Source organism: Micromonospora sp. LOL_025 (assembly GCF_048060285.1).
Lineage (GTDB): Bacteria > Actinomycetota > Actinomycetes > Mycobacteriales > Micromonosporaceae > Micromonospora.
The window spans coordinates 1-351 of the sequence record NZ_JBHMIR010000147.1; the positions used below are offsets into that span (position 1 = coordinate 1).

Consider the following 351-nt stretch of genomic DNA (forward strand, 5'->3'; position numbering starts at 1 on the left):
GCGGGGCGAGGGTGACGACGCCGGGGGGTGTGTCGGTGTCGTGGGGGTGTGCGGCGATGAGGATGGCGACGCCGGAGTCGGTGACGAGGTGGTGTCGCCGTGCCGCGGGTGCGGTGGGGTCGATGGGGAGGTAGGCGGCGCCGGCTTTGAGGACGGCGAGCATGGCGGTGATGGCGGGTGCGCCGGGTGGGAGGCTGACGGCGACGGGGTGGTCGGGTCGGGCGCCGTGTCGGAGTAGTTGGTGGGCGAGGTGGTTGGACCACTCGTCGAGTTCGCGGTAGGTGATCGTGCTGGTGCCGTCGACGATCGCCACGGCGTCGGGTTGGCGTCGGGCCGTCGCCGTCACCAGCC

General features: G+C 72.9%; 1 protein-coding gene. It reads right to left on the reverse strand.

The window, feature by feature from the left end:
• Positions 1 to 313, reverse strand: a 313-nt coding sequence (locus ACFHW0_RS31885; RefSeq protein WP_416613337.1) for an AMP-binding protein, incomplete at its 3' end; no start/stop codon positions are given.
• Positions 314 to 351: the final 38 nt, after the last annotated feature.